At 50.5% G+C, this 17035-nt stretch carries 16 protein-coding genes; 8 read left to right on the top strand and 8 right to left on the bottom strand.

The genetic code is table 11. The features are described from left to right. Window positions 1-133 precede the first annotated feature (133 nt). The 3 genes from GOV45_RS01625 to GOV45_RS01615 all read left to right on the top strand — a co-directional run bounded on the left by GOV45_RS01625 (window position 134) and on the right by GOV45_RS01615 (window position 2709). Window positions 134-1021, top strand: a complete 888-nt coding sequence (locus tag GOV45_RS01625; RefSeq protein WP_170473329.1) for a helix-turn-helix domain-containing protein — start codon at window positions 134-136, stop codon at window positions 1019-1021. 128 nt (window positions 1022-1149) lie between these two features. Then, a complete protein-coding gene (locus GOV45_RS01620; RefSeq protein ID WP_170473326.1) occupies window positions 1150-2109 on the top strand; it encodes an alpha/beta hydrolase in 960 nt (319 codons plus the stop codon). Between the two features lie 66 nt (window positions 2110-2175). Next, on the top strand, window positions 2176-2709 hold the full coding sequence (locus GOV45_RS01615; RefSeq protein WP_170473325.1) for a nuclear transport factor 2 family protein: 534 nt from the start codon (window positions 2176-2178) through the stop codon (window positions 2707-2709). Window positions 2710-2932: 223 nt separating this feature from the next. Here GOV45_RS01615 and GOV45_RS01610 read toward each other — a convergent pair whose 3' ends face one another. Genes GOV45_RS01610 through GOV45_RS01585 form a run of 6 tightly spaced genes read right to left on the bottom strand, consistent with a single transcriptional unit; the run spans window position 2933 to window position 7850 of the window. Next, window positions 2933-3940, bottom strand: a complete 1008-nt coding sequence (locus GOV45_RS01610) for an alpha/beta fold hydrolase (protein ID WP_170473322.1) — start codon at window positions 3938-3940, stop codon at window positions 2933-2935. A gap of 1 nt (window position 3941) precedes the next feature. After that, window positions 3942-5366, bottom strand: a complete 1425-nt coding sequence (locus GOV45_RS01605; RefSeq protein WP_170473320.1) for a glutamine synthetase family protein — start codon at window positions 5364-5366, stop codon at window positions 3942-3944. A 21-nt stretch (window positions 5367-5387) separates the two neighbouring features. Continuing rightward, entirely contained in the window at window positions 5388-5792 is a 405-nt protein-coding gene (locus GOV45_RS01600) for a cupin domain-containing protein (protein WP_170473318.1), read from the bottom strand. Next, window positions 5792-6226, bottom strand: a complete 435-nt coding sequence (gene gloA, locus GOV45_RS01595) for a lactoylglutathione lyase (RefSeq protein WP_254447880.1) — start codon at window positions 6224-6226, stop codon at window positions 5792-5794. The genes GOV45_RS01600 and gloA overlap by 1 nt, the downstream gene beginning before the upstream one ends. Before the next feature lie 3 nt (window positions 6227-6229). Further along, entirely contained in the window at window positions 6230-7339 is a 1110-nt protein-coding gene (locus GOV45_RS01590; RefSeq protein WP_170473315.1) for an aromatic ring-hydroxylating oxygenase subunit alpha, read from the bottom strand. After that, the gene (locus GOV45_RS01585) at window positions 7332-7850 is read right to left on the bottom strand and encodes an Lrp/AsnC family transcriptional regulator (protein WP_367648118.1); all 519 of its coding nucleotides are present in this window, start codon (window positions 7848-7850) and stop codon (window positions 7332-7334) included. The genes GOV45_RS01590 and GOV45_RS01585 overlap by 8 nt, the downstream gene beginning before the upstream one ends. A 420-nt stretch (window positions 7851-8270) precedes the next feature. Here GOV45_RS01585 and GOV45_RS01580 point away from each other — a divergent pair, with 420 nt between their 5' ends. Beyond that, entirely contained in the window at window positions 8271-9197 is a 927-nt protein-coding gene (locus GOV45_RS01580) for a DMT family transporter (RefSeq protein WP_170473312.1), read from the top strand. Between the two features lie 98 nt (window positions 9198-9295). Here GOV45_RS01580 and GOV45_RS01575 read toward each other — a convergent pair whose 3' ends face one another. Next, complete coding sequence (locus GOV45_RS01575) at window positions 9296-9604, bottom strand: hypothetical protein (RefSeq protein ID WP_170473310.1); 309 nt, start codon at window positions 9602-9604, stop codon at window positions 9296-9298. A gap of 466 nt (window positions 9605-10070) precedes the next feature. Further along, on the bottom strand, window positions 10071-12068 hold the full coding sequence (locus tag GOV45_RS01570; protein ID WP_170473307.1) for a caspase family protein: 1998 nt from the start codon (window positions 12066-12068) through the stop codon (window positions 10071-10073). 786 nt (window positions 12069-12854) lie between these two features. On the opposite strand from GOV45_RS01570, the gene GOV45_RS01565 reads away from it, so the two are divergent. From GOV45_RS01565 to GOV45_RS01550, 4 genes are all read left to right on the top strand, one after another. Beyond that, on the top strand, window positions 12855-13535 hold the full coding sequence (locus GOV45_RS01565; protein ID WP_254447879.1) for an SDR family NAD(P)-dependent oxidoreductase: 681 nt from the start codon (window positions 12855-12857) through the stop codon (window positions 13533-13535). Between the two features lie 87 nt (window positions 13536-13622). Next, window positions 13623-14012 carry an ectoine synthase gene (locus GOV45_RS01560; protein WP_170473304.1) on the top strand — a complete coding sequence of 130 codons (390 nt, stop codon included), beginning with the start codon at window positions 13623-13625 and terminating at the stop codon, window positions 14010-14012. A 324-nt stretch (window positions 14013-14336) separates the two neighbouring features. Further along, window positions 14337-15965, top strand: a complete 1629-nt coding sequence (locus GOV45_RS01555; protein ID WP_254447878.1) for a L,D-transpeptidase family protein — start codon at window positions 14337-14339, stop codon at window positions 15963-15965. A 208-nt stretch (window positions 15966-16173) separates the two neighbouring features. Further along, the gene (locus tag GOV45_RS01550) at window positions 16174-16740 is read left to right on the top strand and encodes a hemerythrin domain-containing protein (RefSeq protein WP_170473301.1); all 567 of its coding nucleotides are present in this window, start codon (window positions 16174-16176) and stop codon (window positions 16738-16740) included. Window positions 16741-17035: the final 295 nt, after the last annotated feature.

Genomic DNA, 17035 nt, shown 5'->3' with positions numbered 1-17035 from the left:
TGCTACGGACTAAACGAGGTCATTCGCGGAAACGCGTCACGGGACCACTCTGCGGGACTTTGCTGCGATACGTTTTAGTTTCAATTTTGGCATTTCCTGCCAAACTGCTAATCCTTTTCAAAGGAGGAGCAAATTGCCACGCCGCTACCAAGATATATATCCTTCGTTACCCTTGCTTAACAGTGACGAACTGGAACATGTGTCTGCTGCTGGCTTGATGTCCTTGCGTTATTTTCAGGCTGCGCCGGATAGAATGCCTGAGAATGTTTACACCGAGCACCATGTTCTCTTGAACCTGCAGTCACGCCCGCATCGAGTTCAGAACACTCGAGATGGCATTCTCCATGACTTTGTTTTCCATAAAAACGAGATCGTTGTAACGCCCGCCGGCATGCGATCGGGTTGGCGTTGGTTCGATAAGTCAGATGTGATTGTTGTCACTTTGGACCCAGTCAAAGTGGAACGCTTTGCGCACACCGAGTTATCGATGTTACTGGACCCGCAACAGTTTCAGGACACGCCACTTTTTAAAGACGCCGATCTGTGCACAGCAGGGGTTATCCTGCGCGATGCGTTGGAAAACGATGACATAACATCAGGCGTTATGTATGAAGCAATGAGCCGTGTTCTTCTCGTAAAGCTTTTACAACGCTATGGAAAACGTCGCCACGAAGCGGTCGCGCTGAGTGCCCGTTTCACTTCTTCTCACTATAATCGTGTTTTACGCTTCATCCGCGAACGGCTTGACCAAACGATCGTACTGGATGAACTTGCACGCGAGGTGGGGATGTCGCCATCTCATTTTAGCCGTGTGTTCAAGGAAACCGTGGGCACAACGCCAATGCAATATGTACTGGCCTATAGAGTGGAGCAGGCGATCAAGATGATGGACGACACCGAACGTCCTCTTGGTAGTATCGCACTAGATTGCGGCTTTGCCGATCAGTCGCATTTCTCGCGAAGCTTTAAACAAGTGACAGGTCAGTCCCCTCGTGTTTATCGGGCAGCGCGCGTCGCTTGAGAGATACCGTACTAAAAACAAGAATCTTCAAAAACTGAGCAAGACCTTTCAAGAACGCTGACTTCTGTTGAGATATTTCTCAATTCATCGGGAAAACCCCACAAAGATGAAAAGCAGGAGAAAATGCCATGAAGATGTTCGCAACAACAACGGCAGCGGCGTTGATGGCCTCAACATCTGCCATTGCACAGATTGAAACCCGCAGTGTGACGTTCACTAATGAGGGCCAGACGCTTACCGGAACTCTGTATCTTCCGGAAGGGTATGAAGGTTCATCGTTACCCATGGTCGTTGTCACCGGCGCATGGACATCGGTCGAGGAACAAATGCCTCGTGTGTATGCCAAAGAAATGGTAGAGCGCGGCTTTGCCGCCTTTACCTTTGATTTTCGGGGCTGGGGTAAATCGGGTGATCTTCCTAATAATGTCCGATTTGTCGAAAACCCATCGGCCAAGTCCTCAGATATTCGGGCTGCTTTTGAATTTGTTGCGTCCTTACCGGAAGTAGACGCCACCCGAATAAACGGCCTGGGTATCTGCGCGTCTGCGGGTTACATGGTTGATGCGGTCTCCGGCAATGATTTGGTACAACGCATCGGTCTTGTCGCACCGTGGCTTCAGAACAAAGAAATCGTAGAAGCTGTCTATGGCGGTGCCGCAGGTGTCGCTGGATTGATAGAAGTAAGCCGTGCTGCTGACTCCGCTGGGGGTCAGATTATACCGGCAGCCGGGCCTGAAGGCGCGGAAGGCGTTTTAATGCCTATTGGTGGTTACTACTATGAAGAAGATCGTGGTGCGATCCCTGCCTATGACAATAAGTGGAACAATTCGGGCTGGGAAGATTGGTTGACATATTATCCCGCCGATCACGCAACCGGTTTGACTCAACCTCTTGCAGTCGTTCACTCGGAAGCCGCAGCGATCCCTCAAGGAGTACAGACTTTCCTGCAGTCGTATTTAGGCGACGCGACCCTGGAAATGTTGGAGAACGTCACCCAGTTCGACTTTTATGATAATCCGGAGGACGTCACTCGCGCTGCAGACGTGATGGCCGAACATTTCAATATCACAGACAATAACGACAGATAAGCAAGTAGGATCCGGCGTTGTCGCGCCGGACGCCCTTTCGCAATCATTTTCCTAAGGAAAGAAAAAATGAAACGCATGCTGACCAACGCTGCTATTGCCACGACAATGTCCTTATCCGCCGCGCAAGCAGAACAAGATCCCGCTGGAAAGGTCGACCCTGATACGGCTCAAATTATCACTTTGGTTTCGTCCATTCCACTGGCTGTAGACAGAGCCGCATACGAATTAGCCGAAGCTGCATTCGCACCTTTGGTCACTATCGATTACACCAGTCTGTGGGGCGGTGAACCGGCAAAGATGACGCCGAAGGATCTCATGGCCGCGTGGCGCGGCATTGTTCCTGGATTTGACGCCACATGGCATGAGCTTGGCCAGGTGACTGTCGAAATCTCCGGCACATCTGCGACTGCGACTGCATCAGTTGATGGTCGACACTGGATAGGGAATGAGATTTGGCGACCAATCGGACAATATCACTGGGATGTAGAAGAACTAGAAGGAGAATGGCGGGTAACGCGAATGGTTTTTGAAATGACCGAGGAACTCGGGGACAGAAATCTAGCTGCAAGAGCAATGGAGAAAGCCGCGGCTTCGAACTGATTCAATCTTGAGCTAAAGTGTCTAGTCACGGCTTAATCATCCGTCAGCCATGTTGAACAATAACGGATTCGATCTTCTGTTAGTTTTTTAACTTGCATTAGCCCTTACAGGTCGAGACCAGGCCTACTTCGGGTTTAGTGGGAACATTCGACTAACTTATTAAGATGGCTGTATTGACCCCAAAGCGGATTTTCTGCGGATTGTCCGAATGACCGGTTTAAGGCTACGCAGCCAATAAATCCGAGATACTTTCGTCAAGCATTCTTTGGAAATAGGCGTCGTTGCCTGGGTTGGCGGCACAATGCCCGAAGTCCGATGTCACGGGCCGTAGATCTGCACGCGGGATCAGCTCGGCCTCGATCGCGTTGTCCTCCGGTGGGAAATAAAGGTCCTGGTTACATGGCATCAATATCGTGCGCGCACGGATCGAACCAAGCGCTGCCTTTAAGTCGCCCTTGAATTCTGGTCCGGCGCTGACGTCACCAAACTGCCACGTCGCGAGTTTGCAAAGAAGGTCGTTTGCGTCCCAGTTCGTTGCATGGTCTTCCGCCCAATCGTCCAGCAATTTACCTATGCTTTCGTAGCCGATATCTCGGTAGAGTCCGTTGCGATAAAAAGCTTGGGAAAATGCCCAACCTGCGTAGACGCGCCCAAAAGCCTTTAAACCTTCAGTAGGTTGTTCCGTATAACGCCCCTTGTTCCAAACCGGATCAGCGCAAAGCGCCGCCTTGACGCCTTCGAGAAACACAAAATTATGAGGCGAAGTTTTTGCAGAAGCACAGAAGGGCAAAATCGCGCGCACCATGTCCGGATACTGCACTGCCCAGTGGTAAGCTTGGCATCCCGCCATGGACCACCCTAGGACCAAAGCGATCTGCTTTATGCCCAATTCCTGCGTCAGCAAGATATGCTGAGCACGGATGTTGTCCTGAAACGAGACTGCCGGGAAAGCTGCGCCTTGCTGTGCGGACGAATTGCTGGGCGATGTTGATAGTCCCCCGCCGAACAGATTGATAGAGATAATATAATGTCGCGCTGGGTCTAGTGCGCGCTCTGCACCGAAGAAACCTTCGTTGCGCTTGTGGGAACCGGTGTAGAAGGTCGGCATTACAATCACGTTGTCGCCTTTGGGCGAAAGCTCACCATACGTTTGATAGGCAAGCTGAGCATCACGCAGAGTGCCACTTCCCGTCAGTGGCAGGTCGCCCAAATGGAACGTCTTGTGACCCATTTTAGTAAAGGCGCAGGTATTCCTGCACCTCCCAATCCGTCACGGCCTGATGATATCTCTCCCATTCGTCGTTTTTATACTCGATGTAAGATTTTCGCATGACTGGACCCATAACTCGCTCAGCGATCTTATCTGTCTTGAGTGCCTCAATCGCATTGAACAGCGTGCGTGGCAGACGTCGAATGCCAAGGTCGGCGAGTTCAGATTCCGTTTTGTCATAGAGATCGAAATCGGTAGGGGCCCCTGGATCGATTTTTCCTTTGATCCCCTCGACTGCACAAGACAACGTCATCGCCATTGCCAAGTAAACGTTCATTGTCATGTCAGCGGCGCGGTTCTCAATGCAGTGGCGGCTTTGTGGCAGGCGGAATTGGGCAGAGCGATTGTTATAGCCGTAAGTAATGTTCGTAGGTGCCCAGGTTACGGTGCCACCTTCGAAACCACCAACCCGCGGCACCAGTCCATTATAGGAATTGACAGTTGGACAGGTGATCGCTGTTAGCGCCTCGGCGTGGGCCATTAGCCCCCCGACGGCCCAGCGGCTTTCGTTGGTCCAGTCGCTGCCGTCTTCGGTCTCGAAAATGTTCTGACCCGGGCGGCTTTCGTGTTGCATGGACATATTGATATGTGCACCTGAGCGCCAATCGCCCACGGTGGGCTTCGGCATGAAGGTAACAAACATTCCGTGCTGCTTGGCGATCTCCTTTAATACAATACGCAAGAAGACGAGCCTGTCGGACATCTCGAGCATGTTAGTGTAGTGGAAATCAAGTTCGAATTGGGAGTACGCACCCTCAGCCACGACGTCGTGCAGGTTCCATCCGAGGCCTTCGATGATATCGATCATCTCTTTGAGAAATGGCATTGAATCGATGGAATACTCGACATCATAGCCAAACGCTTGTCGGCGTGGTCGAACGCCGACGGCCGGATCGTCGTCGAAAGCTTTCACCGGTCGCCCCTCTTCGTCATAGGCCATGACGATGAATTCAGGTTCAACACCGGCAAATCCTGAGTACCCTTCTGTCGCGGCTTCTTGCATCGCGCGTTTCAGCGCTTGACGGGGACAGACATTATAGGGCGCGTCTTCCCAGTACAAATCGGCAAATATGATTGCGGTTTCTTTGTCCCATGGGCAGATATACACGGCATCGAGATCGGGCACGACGACCTGGTCACTGTCTGCCGGGCTAAGTTCGGGAACGTAAGAAATCGAATGCACCGCGAATTGCGGCCCCTTGCCGAGGCAGAGTGGTTCGAAATCGCTCATCGGCACAGGCTTGGTCTTCGGAATGCCGTGCAGGTCGATCCATGCGGCCATCACGTATTTGACGCCTGCGTTTTCTAGTTCTTGCTTTACCTCGGCAATGCGCGGTCGATTGCGGTCCACTGCCTCGGCGAAACTTTCAAAATAGATCTTGCCCATATTTTCTTTCCCTTTGCTGAATCAGCCCGGCACGAAGTCATCGGGGTCAATACCCGGGACATGGGTGAGGCCCGCCAGTTGTTTCCAGTTGTGAGGATAGGCGGCATAGAAAATCACGCAGCGGTCATCAGCCTCGTAGGAGATGTGGTTGTCTTTCGGAACGAAGAGTACATCGCCTCGGTTGCAGATGTACTCCTCGCCACCGCAGACCAGGCGAAAAGTACCTTCGAGGCAGTAGATAATCTCATCGCAGGTCAGATCCCACGGCACTTTGATATTCTTCAGGACATTGATGCCGCCACACATGCTTTTGGAAAACGCGCTTGTGACCATTGGCTTAATGTAGGTGTCACTTTCCTTGTCGCCGATTTGGTTGTAGCGGTCTTCGACCATATCCCATTTCATCAACTGTGGTTTGTCGCCCATCAAGTTACCTCCGCAGCCAGATGTTTTGTAATGCTTTCATTGAGTTCAACCTTGTAACCATCAGGATCTTCACAGAATGCAATGACTCGAGTGCCGTTCTTCATCGGCCCTGGTGGACGAGTGATCTTTACCCCTGCCGCCGCAAGGTCATCGCAAGCCTTGTAGACGTCTGGTGTCTCAATGCAGATGTGGCCCCAGCCGTTGCCCTTTTCGTAAGGCTCGATCTGGTCCCAATTGCAGGTGAGTTCCAAACAGGGAAACTCTGCTTCCGGACCATATCCGATGAAGGTATTGGTGAACTTTCCCTCGAGGTAATCGGTGCGTCGTTGCACCTTCATACCCAGTATGCCGCAGTAGAACTCAAGCGATTTATCGGTATTCATGACCCGCAGCATTGTATGTGCAAGACGAAAGCCGCTAGTGATTCCGGTCAATTGTCACGCTCCTTTTGATTTCGTGACATCGGCCACGATCATTTCTTGAAACGCGCGAACGCTGTCTTCCCAGACCGGCGATAGAACTCCACCGTCAGCAGCAAAATCCGAAGCGCGTCCGCGCCACATGCGCTCAACCATTTCGTGATCTTCTTTGTGAACATCCCACCAGAGGTTTTTCAGGCTATCTACTTCATCCTCCGACAGGTTTTGCCCCTCGGTTGTATACAGGTACCGTTTTTGCATCATCTGATTGGGTCCAATGGGGATGTTCAGATAGACGCCCATTTGGTCAGGGAAGTAACGACCAAGAATGAAGTTGGGATAAAGTGTTAGGTAGCGCGAACTGACGCCAAGCGATCCTGAAGTGCCCGATTCCTCTGCCAAGTCTACCGCGCTGCCAAGGCAATTGCCGTCTACGATAGTGTAGTGATCTTTCAACGGCTGATCGGTGGTCGAGGAATGGACGAACTGCACATGGTAGGGCTCAATAAAGTTCTCCATGATCAGTTTCCAATTGGTGTCGATCACTCCGAAATCGAGGGTGCCAATATGCGTGAGTTTACAGAAATCAATTCCTTCCAGCCGTGCTATCAGGGACGCAGCGTAATCTTCAAAGTCTGGTGCATCGCCGCTGAGATTCACGAAAACCCAATCCTGCCAAACCCGCGTTCGTACTGGAACGAGACCATTTTGCGATTTGTCGAAACCATTGGTTTCGTGGGTGTCTGTGCCACCGAAATGGGGTGACGCTTTTAGGCGCCCGTCCAGATCATAGGCCCACGCATGGTATGGGCAGCGGATCAGCTTGCCTACATTCTGCGGCTTTTCGACAAGCATCATGCAACGGTGGCGGCATACGTTATGGAAAGCGGCGATTTCGTTCTGTCGGTTTCGCACCAAAATCAAAGGTTGCTCGGCCAGTACAACAGGTACCACGTCTCCTGGAAACTTGAGCTCGTGTGCGGCCGCGACGCAAACCCAGTTTCTAAATAGGACGGTTTTGCGCTCCTTCTTCCAGAAAGCCTTGCTGCGATAGGCAGAAGGCGGCAACCCATGTGCGGGACGCGAACCGTCCTGAAAATATGCCAGCGTCTTGTTTAGCTTACCCATTTTCAGGCCTCCAGTCCCGTTTGAGCAAGAATTGATTTTTGAAGTTTTTCATCCCCATCATCACCTCAACATGGGAGATATCTGAAGCCGAATGGATTTCGTCCTCCAGAAATCGCTGCAGGGCGTCCGCATCGTCGCTGACGATTTCCAAGATCAGATCAAAACTGCCTGCGACCCAGAGCGCAAATACGACACGCTGGTCGTGCTGAAAGCGATCGGCGACCTGAGCCGGAGCAACCCCGGGCGCAACCTTCAATCCAAGGATCGCGTCGGTCCTATATTCGCGCGCGACCGGGTCAGCGATGGCAACAATGCGCAGCATGTTTGCATCGCGTAGCGCGCTGACACGGTTGCGAATGGTACCTTCAGAGACCCCTAGCGTATGCGCGATTTCAGAAAATGGCGTGCGTCCGTCTTCTTCAAGGATCGCGATGATTTTGCTGTTCAGTGTGTCAGAAGGCGAGCGAATGCCGCCATTTTCTGCCATCAATTCAAACTTGGTCTCACCCACTGACTTCTCCGAATCGCAAGTTTTTTAGGAGTTAACTGCGTATTTCGCATTTCATGCAAGGAAAACTTAAAACTATCTGAGAATTTCGAAGAAAATTAAATCGAAATACGTACTCCCCAACCAAGCCTGCGATCTCGTGGAGTTCAAGCGTAAAGAAGAACACAGGTGACACTTGGGGCGCCTTGAGATGCGACAGGGAATTCCGCCCCGAGGTTTAAAAAATCCGAAAAATGAGACGTTCAAAATATCGAACAACTAGTCCGCTTGGTCCTCATAGTGGTTGTTAGGCTCTCTCTTGGGCAATTTCCGTTGTCACCAGAAGCAGCCATTCAAAAAATGTTGAACGTCCCGTCTGTGGGGCTAACCGCTGCTCGATAAATCTCCAGCGACAGAATTGCAGGTGCGTGATAGCTAATACGCATGACCACTAGATCGATGCAAACACCCTCATCCATTCCTTATACGCTGGCGATTTTTGGCGTTCTTTTTGCATCAATCTGTTTCGGATTGGTTCCATACTTTAGCAGGGGGCTGACCGAACAGGGTGTCGCTCCCTATGCAGTCGCATTTTATCGCTACGTTGTAGCAGCAACGCTGCTTCTGCCCGCACTCATTTCGCAAAAAGAATCTTGGCGAGAGATTGCTTGGGGCCTTTCGGCTGGAGCGGTAATGGGACTTGGTTGGATTGGTTATGTGAAGGCGCTGGAGACATTGCCCGCTTCGACCGTGGGAGTCCTCTATATGACATATCCGGTTTTCACGCTGGCCATTGCATGGGCATTGTTTGCTGATGCGCCCACGCGGCGCTCGCTGCTAGCCTCCAGTTTGATTGTGTTGGCAGCGGTCATAGCTGGTTCGCCTGCGTCTATTCCCATTCAGCATTTACCCACACTGTTGATCGCCCTAGCGGCTCCGTTGGGCTTCGGCTTTGGGATTTGCGTGTTGGTGCATAGATTATCCCGTATCACGCCGCTTGCGCGTATGGCTGCAGTTTCCCTTGGGGCCGTTCTCGGTCTTGCACCGCTGGTTTTGACTGCAGACGCAGCTGAATTACTCCCGCAGGATCGCTCTGACTGGCTTTTGATCGTAGGAATTGGCCTTGTAACGGCACTAGTTCCTCAGCTCATCTACACGGTTTGCGCGCCGGTGATCGGTGCTTCTCAATCTGCAGTGGTTGGTAGTATTGAGTTACCAACCATGTTTGCCGTTGGCTTTCTCGCTTTTGGCGAGGCAATCACAGCCCCGCAGGCCATTGCCTGCGCTATTGTCATGGGCGCGATTGCGATCAATAGAAGTCGCAAAACTCGCAATGTCCCAACCGTGCTAGCGAAAAGTCCGGAACGATAGGTCAGGTCAAATAACACGCATACAGTATTCAGTTGGAGATTAGCGACAAAGGCGAGCGTTCAGAGCATTCCGCCTGATTACGAAAAACAGGACCTTTGTTACCGGTCGCTGCCAGAACCAACACCGCCGGCCAACATGGCCGCTTCGCGCAAGCGCCGAAATTCCTCAGGTGTTACGGTCCCGTCACTGACATTTATCCCGCTGGGAATACGTGTTCTTTTGTACCCCACAGCCCGAACACTACCAGCTGGATTTATTTCCAGGCAGCCAGAGTTGTAGCAGGTCAACCCACTGGTGTTGATTTGGATAACAGTTTGACCGTCTGCGTCAGTGACTAAAGGAGCCTGCGGAGCAGTGCCGCAAGCTGAAACCAACACTGCAACACCAAAATACGCCCATTTCTTCATTGGCTATTCCTTCGGATCATATCGCTTTCTAGCTCCGCAGTGTAGGTTTTTAGTTCAGTGAAATTGTTCCCGCGTTACCAAGTTCTTGGTTTAAATTAATCAGGAAGTGGCTGAGAGAATTTGGTCTTCAAATTACTGTTTGTGATCTTCTGCCTACTATAGGACATCTGGATGCTTGTTTGAACAGCGCATGCAAAAATTCTGTTAGTTGTAAAGTTTGAGAACGTTACGGGCCGAACTCACGCAATGATAAAGAAAGTACGCAGTATTCGGTTCTATCCGATTTAATCGGGTGAGTTGCAGTTAGTGTCGACCTTGCAAACTGGACCCGTCCTTCGATGATTTTCCAAGCCATTGGTTTTGAGTTCGAGTAATCATCAATTCATTGAAGGTCCCACCGCAATCCAAAAATAAGCCTCTCTTCTTTCACGTAGTCGCATTTCTATAATCTAGTGAGGGGACACAATTATTCGATCTCCAGAATTATTGTCGGAGGTAGATTGGATGTCGTCGCCCAGCCTATGCGTTCCACTCTGGTGTTGTTGCCTCCTGTACGTTCTAAAGGAACCAAACGACCATAGCTTTCGTCCAAAGGCGAGGCTTCAAGCACCCGCTCCGGCTGCTCTGGCGCCCAATTCGTATACTCCAACTCGCGCCCCGACCGCCAAAGCCAATTTCCTTGCTTTTGCTGCAAACCAATTGCGGGTCCTTTGTTGTTACGGATCGAGGTCGTGCCCCAAAGTTTCTGGTCGAATCTAACCAATTCGCGAATGAATTCTTCTTCCTCGCGGCTATCAATTTCTATCAGGGATCCTTCTGTTTTCTCTTCCAAAACCCTCAAATCAGATGACCCTATCGTTGTTCCAAGATTTGTTGCGACATACAGCCGACCTTGGAAATAGCCATAAATAATCTCTCGACCCGGAAACACTGACAAAACTCGGTCCAACCGGTGGTCTTGCTCTAGCAGGGCAACTGCTTGGGGGTCCAAAACTCGCGCCAACGGTCCGGATGTAGGAAAAATCGACGCATCATACTCAAGTCGACCGCTTGACCCCCATCCACCGGTTTGCGTCAACGCATAAAGGGTTGCCCGGGTGGGTAGTCCGCTTACCGGAAGCGATCTGCGTTCTTGAAATTTCTCTATTCCATTGCGCGTTTTCGGCCCGTATTTTCCGTCAATACCAACAAAGCCAATTCTTCCATATGTCAGCGCATTTTGTATGCGCGTTACTTGCCCTTCATCTAAATCGATCATTTCCATCGCGGTTTGGCGCATTTCTTGGGTTAAGGCATTACCGCCATTTAAATTGCGATAGCGACCCCAAACCCGGTCCCGCAGGGCATTCAAAAAACTCACATTCTCTTGAAGTTTTGCACTCTTGGCCATGGCGCCATTAGGATAACGATCAAAGTAGAGTGCCCACGCACGAGGGAAGTCCAGGCTTTCGGCGGCAGCAAACAACGTCAACTCGTCAGTTAAGGCATTCGGGCGGCGATTGTCGTTGGTATTACGCGCATCAAGTTGGGAAAGCGCCGCTTGCCGAAGCTTCCCGAGCTCATAAAGCGGATGATCATGTTCGTTGGCAAAACGTTCCAGAAAGATGTTCCAATCCGCCAGTGATTGAGAGCGATCTGCTTTTGCGAAAGCCTCCGCCAAAAGATCAGCGTTTTGTTTCGAGGCAATCGCAGGAACAAGAAAAATGTCTTCGCTTGGCAGAGACCCATAGGTGAACGGTTCCTGGTAACCTTCTGTAAGTTCGAAAACCGTATCTCGAACCTTTCGAAACATTTTACCAAGTTCCAGCCCCGGCTCTTCAATGTGTTGAAGTAAAGCTTCCGCATAAGGGCTATTTCTACCCTCTCCATCTAAAGCCAAGGTTCCGCCCTTAGCGGCGTAACTGACCAGAACTCCACTCGGATCAATGCGCCCCAATCCGCTGCCGATCGAACGCGTGCTGTTTGTTCTGGTCATAGTGCTCAAGAATGGATTGTTACGGCATGCGTCTACCAACACGATCTTGAGGCCCTCAGATGAGGAAAGCGAAGTGACTACGGTGTCCAATCGAATTGCTTCAAAACTAACATCCTTGTCGCTTTGCAGCTCTGCATTCACAGGGATTATGAAGTTTACACCGTCTATTTCTATTCCGTGCCCGGCAAAATAAATCAGCGCAATGTCAGCGTTTTCAGCTCTTTTCGCAAAGTCTCTGAGGGCAACCCGCATTCCTCGGAAATCTAGGTCAAGGCTATAATCAACGTCGAAACCAATCCTAGAGAGAGCAGAAGAGATGTCGCTCGCATCGTTTTGTGCATTGGGTAAATTCGCTACGTGGTTATAATTTCCATTGCCAATGACAAGCGCGACTCGTTCAGGCTCCGATCTTGCGGAATTTGCAATAATGAACCAGAGCGCGATTGTAGCAAATATTAATGTTGTGCGGCGAAACCTGATAAAGGTCATTACAACGTCTAACCAAACACTTTCATGTTATTCGTGGTGCAGTGTAACACAATCAACAAAGAAAAGCGTAACTGGACTATTAGGTGCCTCAGATTCTTAAACTAGCTCACGCGATGTTCAAATAAGCCAGACCCGTGGGATCTCCGGTTTGTTTTCAATACAGACGCTTGCAAGAATTTGTTGAATGACAGCCTCGCGCGCAAAGCGGACCCTCTTGCAGGTCCAAAATGTTTCAGCCGCACTGTCTGGACCAAATAGTTGGTCAAGGCGATCGCGGCTAACCTTCTGAGTTGCGCCATCTTGGTATCAAACAGAATGAAGTTTCTCAGGGAAACCCATACGCTACGTGACGGTCTGCAATAATTGCTGACAACGTAGTGGCGACCTCTTCGCAATAGGCGGCACAGGGTGGGCTGTCCGTGCTAGGAAGCGGCGGGAATGCCGTGGATGCGTGGCTTGACACCGCGATTACTTTAACCCTTTTCGAGCCGACAGAAAATGGTAATGGATCGATGCTTTAACCATCATTTGAGACGAAAAAAAGCTCAATAGACTCAAAGCTTCGGGAAAATTTCGTTCTGCCTGGGAACTGTTGTGCGGGTTGCTTTGCGGATGTTCAAGCGCGATGCAGTTGCTTTGAAAGCTTTGAATGCTCGAAGATGACGGATGTTCCTCATACGGTGTTTGTTTATCCAATACCTATGTGCTGCATAGCTTTTCATGGCATCATACAACCCCCATATCTTGGTAAATATTAGGCTGAAATATTATAGCGGAGACAATCAAATGGCTGATCTCAGAGTGGCCCTGATGACCGGAACTGGCCAGGGCATTGGAAAAGGGTGCGCCATCGAGATGGCAAAAGCGGGCTACAAGGTCTCGCTGATGTCCCCGTCGACGCGATCCAAGGAATTGGCGAAGGAATTGGGCAGGATTGGACACCAAGGTTCGGTCCTCGACACCGCCGATTTACAAGCAATGGTAGACGCCACACTCAAGGAGTACGGGAGGATAGATGCAGTCGTTAGCAATATGGGCCATGGTGGCAGCGTACCAGAAGCCATCAAAACGGTCGGCTATGATCCGGATTTTGATGGACCATTGTTGGAGTTGCCGGATGAGCTATGGCACGAAAGCCTCGACATGTATGTTCTAAACGTCGTCAAGCTGGCACGTATCGTGACCCCGATCATGATTGAGCAAGGCGGTGGTTCATTTGTGAACATCTCGTCCATGAACACAGTTGAGCCGCGCGCGCCCTATCCGATGAGCATGCTTCGAGGCGCTCTGCACAGTTTTGCCAAGCTATTCGGCGATCGATACGCCCGCCACAACATCAATATGAACAACCTGATGCCAGGCTTTTGCGAGAACGTGAATTTGTCGGACCTGGCAAGACGATCTATCCCTGCTCAACGCCCGGCAACGTTCGCCGAGATTGGCCAAGCTTGCGTCTTCCTTGCTTAGGAAGGAGCGCGGTATATTAACGGGCAGAACATCCTGTCAGATGGAGGCATGAATCGTGCGGTTCGGTGACTTAAAAAAGGTAAATGCATGATCGTAAGATCTCTTGAGGATGTCGTTGGTACAGAGCGGGACGTCGCTGGCCCGGGATGGAAAAGCAGACGGCTATTGCTGGCGTCTGACGGCCTGGGATTTTCGATGACTGACACAATTATCGAAAAAGATGCCGTACTTGAACTTGAATACATCCATCACTTGGAAGCTTGTTACTGCATCCAAGGCAGGGGCCAAATTAGGCGGTTTGACGAAGAGAAATGGTACTCGCTGGAGCGCTTCACACTATACGCATTGGATCAAAACGACAGACATTTGGTACAAGCCTTAGACGCAGACCTTAGGCTAATCTGCGTTTTCAATCCGCCCCTCACAGGCAGAGAGGTTCACCGCAAAGACGGTAGTTACGCTCCAGACGAGACCTGATTGATGTGGCGGCCTATTTGCGGAACTCGTTGACATCTAGAGAACGTCCGCCTTGGGCTGAATGCGGTTACACGCCAAAACATCTTGGTTGAGCGCTCTACGGGCTTTCCAACCATTGGCGGTCAGGAAAGGTTGTAGATCTGGAAGAGACACGAAATGCGAAACAATGCAGCCTTCAGCCGGACACGGATTTGGTTTAACCGCGAGCGTCCTCCCCACATTTCGGATCCTACACTTGAAATCTGTTAGTTGCGATTTGAATATACCGTATATTGCGTTACTCTACACTTGAAAAGCAATATATAGGTGACGTCGTAGGAGGTGATGGTGGGATACATTTGTTCTGTGGCCGCAAGTGCGCTAACCGCGATACTGATTTTGTGTCCCAGCTTTAGTTCTGCGGACCAAGTTTCCGAACAGATTGCAGCGCTTCTAGGAAAGGGTTTGGATTCAAGTGACACGCTGCCAGACAGCAAAAGCTTGGATGCCGCGGTTCTTGTGCCGCGTTTCTATGAAGAAAGGGACTTTACCCCTGCGTGGACACGCGACGAATTGGTAGACGAACTCTTTACCGAGCTGGACGGAGCGGTGGACCAGGGCTTCAGACCAGATGACTTTGAACTCGAAGAGCTTCGAGTCGCATTTAAAGCCACCAAAGGTGGCGACGCCTACGATCAAGCTGTATTCGACATTATCGCAACAGATGCTGCTGTTAAACTTGTCCATCATTTGGTGTTCGGAAAAGTCGACCCAAACGCATTGGACGATGATTGGAACTTTTCCAAACCGGTTATCCAAAAAGATCCGGCCGTCGTTTTGAGTCAATTCCTTCAAGGGGATGGATTTAGCGCCCTAATCGAACGCATAGACATCGACAACGCGCAGTATGAAATGCTTGTTGAGGCACTAAGCAAATACAAAGCAATAGCAATGCAGGGCGGTTGGGCGATTGTTCCCGATGAAAAAGTTTTGAAGCCAGGAATGGTGGACCCAGCTGTTGCAAAATTGCGCGAAAGACTACGGGCAGAGGGTTACGACGGAGCAAACGAGGTTTCGAAACTTAGCCAAGGTAGCTCAAACCCGGCATGGGTTTACGACGATAACCTGCTGCAACAGGTCAGAACATTTCAAAACCGACACGGGTTGGAAGCAGATGGGGTTATTGGCGGCAAAACATTTACCTCCCTCAACAAACCTGTGGAAGATCGCATTAACAAGCTGCGCCTGAGCCTTGAGAGAGGTCGTTGGCTTATGCGGGAGCTCAACGATGATTTCGTTCTGGTTAATATTGCGGGGGCCCGTACTTACTTAGTCAAGTCTGATGGGACGCTTTGGACCACCAGATCAATCACAGGGTCAGCGTACCGAAAGACACCGGTATTCCGAGATGAAATTGAATACATGGAGTTCAATCCGACCTGGACCGTTCCCGCCTCGATATTTCGGAAAGATAAACTTTCTCGCATTCGCAAGGATCCAGCGTATCTGGCACGCAACAACTATGTGGTTCGAAACAAGGACGGGCAAACAATTCCAGTCAACGCAGTAAACTGGGCGGCGAAAAACCCCAGCGTCACACTTGTCCAACAACCGGGCCCAAACAATGCGTTGGGTTTGGTAAAGTTCATGTTTCCCAACAAATACGCGGTGTACTTACATGATACGAACGACCGTAGTCTGTTTGACCGAAACGAAAGGAACCTCAGTTCCGGCTGCGTTCGCTTGGAGTATCCCTTCGAATTCGCTAGCCTTCTGATGGAGGGAGAACCCGGCTGGAACCGAAAAAAGATGCAATCCATTTTGGATAGTGGAAAGACGACGCGCGTTAACCTCCCAAAACCAATGCCAGTTCTTTTGACATATTGGACCGCTTGGGTCGAAGACGGGGTTGTTCATTTTCGCGAGGACCCATACGAACGCGATGCTCGCATATTGGCCGCATTGGATCGATGAAAACGACTTGTTTGGGGCGAGGCAGGTTTTTGTGTGCGTTAAGTTAGCTTGATTCAATGGCGATCTGCACGAGGATTGGCCGACTTAAGCAGCAACAGGGAAAATCAATTGGTTTGGAAGATGTGCAAAGATGGACATCAGTTGTGCAGCATTGGGTCTAACGAATTGAAATCTTAGCACACAAATTACTGCGGAAAGGAGTAAGCTCATGCTTGATACTTACAATATCCGCACAGCAGACATGCCGGGCGAGTTGCAGTTCTTGCTCGACAAGTATCCCCGCGACAGCTGGGAATCTCATCCTGGGTTCAAGGAAAAAACTCGTCACTGGCTAGGAGCCCATCAGATGTTCAGGCGCCTTGCCGAGTTGGTGCGGGTCGATGCAGAAAGCTATCTTGAAAAAGACGTGCCACCCGATGAGTACGCAGCGCGCCTGTCATACTATGGCAACGCTCTTGTCGGAAACTTGCATGGACATCATGGCTGGGAAGATAGAAATTACTTCCCCGAGCTTGCTGCTGCTGATCCTCGGTTTGACGCTGGGTTAGAAGTGCTGGAAAAGGACCATGCAGATCTCGATCTCGTTCTTGAAGAGTACACACGGATGGCCAATCGTGCAATAAAGCTTATCCATCTGGACGAGGCTCAGGCTCGTTCAGAGGTTGGAGCATTGCATCGCACTTCTGAGGTCATCGAAGCCTTTCTTCAGCGTCACTTGAGCGATGAGGAAGAACTTGCTGTTCCAATCATCTTACATCACCGCCTAAGAGGGTAAGGCAATTCAAATTACCGACCATCCCAAACAGGAAGATCGGTCAGTCGTAAAGATACGCCGTTCACGAGTTGACTTCGTGAGCGGCGTTTTACGGATTCCGATCATGACCACAAGCTTGAGTATGTTGATTATTGTGTTCATTTGCGGCCATTCGCCTTGCAGCGCTCCGAAGCAAATGACCGCTTTGAACCCGAGATAGACGCACAGATTAGCTGAGCTCTTACATTGCGGAAAAAATTGTCTGATACGCACACAGTAAATTTTCCGGCTAACCAATCACGTAAAATAATCAATT

The organism is Ruegeria arenilitoris (genome assembly GCF_013035425.1).
GTDB classification, from domain to species: Bacteria; Pseudomonadota; Alphaproteobacteria; order Rhodobacterales; family Rhodobacteraceae; genus Ruegeria; species Ruegeria arenilitoris_A.
The sequence above is the reverse complement of the archived record's forward strand: the minus strand, read 5'-3'. Positions and strand labels throughout refer to the sequence as shown.